Origin of the sequence: Corynebacterium tuberculostearicum, from assembly GCF_032821615.1 — a bacterium.
Lineage (GTDB): Bacteria > Actinomycetota > Actinomycetes > Mycobacteriales > Mycobacteriaceae > Corynebacterium > Corynebacterium tuberculostearicum_H.
In genome coordinates this window covers 1-1,888 of sequence record NZ_JAVBIF010000043.1, presented here as the reverse complement: position 1 = coordinate 1,888, position 1,888 = coordinate 1, and the positions used below count along the sequence as shown (strand labels likewise).

The window sequence follows — 1,888 nt, the reverse complement described above, 5'->3', positions numbered from 1 at the left end:
CTACCGGGTGTTGTGCTTGGGTCAGGCCGTTCTTCCAACGGGCCAGGTAGAGGTTGATGAACTCAAAGCTCGACGGATCGAGAGGCAGTTATCGCAAGCCCAGGTTGCTGAAAAACTCGGGTGTGCCCCGGCGAGAATCAGTGATATCGAAACCGGCAAGCGCCCTTTGCCGGAGTTGAGGTTGGCTTATGAAGAACTTCTCAAATCAGCTTGACACAACATAGGAGCATCACGCTCTGATCATTACTGCCATTAACGTCAAGGGTGGCGTTGGCAAGACCACTACAACGATGTTTCTCGCTACGGTTTTCGCCCACCGAGGAAAGACCGTGACAGTCACAGACTTAGACCGACAGGGCTCAGCTCTGGAATGGTCGGAACGCGCGGAAGACGGAGGCGACCCTTTACCGTTTGAGGTCGAGCTGTCCATTCCCAAGCGCGTTGATAGGCAAGCAGCACTCGTCGGAGACGATGAGTTCATGTTCATCGATGTACCGCCAGGAGACGAGAACGCTATCGAAGCAGCAATCGCTGTCAGTGACTTCATCATTCTTCCGACCCGTTCTGCTGCCGCTGACCTTTCCCGCGTGTGGGAACTGCGCGACGCAGTTAGCGGAACACCACATGCAGTCCTGCTGACGTTTGCCAGGAAAGGCACCAGTGCCCTTGATGCTGCACGAGAAGCGCTTGATGCAGAACAAATGCCCCACTTTAAAACCGAAATACCGCTACGCGAGGACATGCACCTAGCCTTCGGTTACTGCCCAGGCCCAGACATGCACGGCTATGAACAGGTCGCAGACGAACTCATGGAGATGATGAAATGAGCACCAGCAAAGAACGCGCCAGAGCACAGCAAGGCCCGCGAACCTCGACAAAGAAAACCGCAAAGCCGACCCCGGCAGTGGAGAAGAAAACAGTACGAGGTGCATTCCACCAACCCACCGGCCGCGACTACGTCAAGAAGATGACCGTCGAAATTGACCGAGAACTTCACTCAGAACTCAAAGTCATCGCCGCGCAAAAAGGAGTGACCATACGCGAGATTGTCAGCAACTACCTCGAAGAATACGTGCGCAACAATAAATAAGGGTTTACAGGAATACAGGTTATGTAAAGATGTATTCCTGTAAACCCAGCAGTTCCACATGCGTCATCCCCACCGCAGTGACGGTAAATATGCGCACGAGAAAATGGGGAAGTAGATCTGCAGACGAAAACAGTTACACATGGAAAGCCATGCGTAACTGCAGGTAAAAGGCACATTTTTCGCGTGTCATGACTACTAAATGACACTGGTGTCATTTAGAGTCGGTGGGAGACAGTGAAAACGAAGAAAGCCACCGGGCGGCAACCCAGTGACTTTCGCTTATCACCCAGCTCATCTCTGGGAGAAAGCATGGCCATGAGTCTACAGGCTTACGCGCAAAACGCGCACATTAAAACACCTACCCGTGTCGAACCAGATCGTGGCGGGCTGGATAACACCCCAGCATCCGCCAGTGACCGCGACTTGCTCCGCGCGCATTTAGGCCGCGAGGTGCTCCACGGGTCTGTTGGACGGGATTTTTCCAAGTCTTATATGCGTAATGCTGACGGTACGAACTCGCCGCGCATGTATCGCTTCGACACTGAGGCTTTAGGAGGTGCTGTTGCAAAGTTGGGGCAGTAGAAAGACCGGCGTGAAATAATCAGAGCCATGGGCATCTTCTCCGGTCGGCATTTCCCCCGTGACATCATCCTGTGGGCGGTGCGGTGGTACTGCCACTACGGCGTGAGCTACCGCGACCTCGAAGAAATGATGACCGAGCGGGGTGTGCCAGTCGATCACACCACGATCTACCGCTGGGTGCAGAAATACGCCCCTGAGCTGGATAAGCACACTCGC

3 protein-coding genes and 1 pseudogene are annotated in these 1,888 nt (G+C 54.0%); all 4 read left to right on the top strand.

What is annotated here, in order from left to right:
• Positions 1-214 (top strand): helix-turn-helix transcriptional regulator (locus RAE09_RS11785; protein WP_316981767.1); only part of this gene is annotated, 214 nt, incomplete at its 5' end.
• Between the two features lie 22 nt (positions 215-236).
• Entirely contained in the window at positions 237-827 is a 591-nt protein-coding gene (locus RAE09_RS11780; protein ID WP_250410853.1) for a ParA family protein, read from the top strand.
• Positions 824-1,090 carry a hypothetical protein gene (locus RAE09_RS11775; RefSeq protein ID WP_150851485.1) on the top strand — a complete coding sequence of 89 codons (267 nt, stop codon included), beginning with the start codon at positions 824-826 and terminating at the stop codon, positions 1,088-1,090. The genes RAE09_RS11780 and RAE09_RS11775 overlap by 4 nt, the downstream gene beginning before the upstream one ends.
• Positions 1,091-1,699: 609 nt before the next feature.
• A pseudogene (locus RAE09_RS11770) lies at positions 1,700-1,888 on the top strand (IS6 family transposase); the annotation flags it as partial.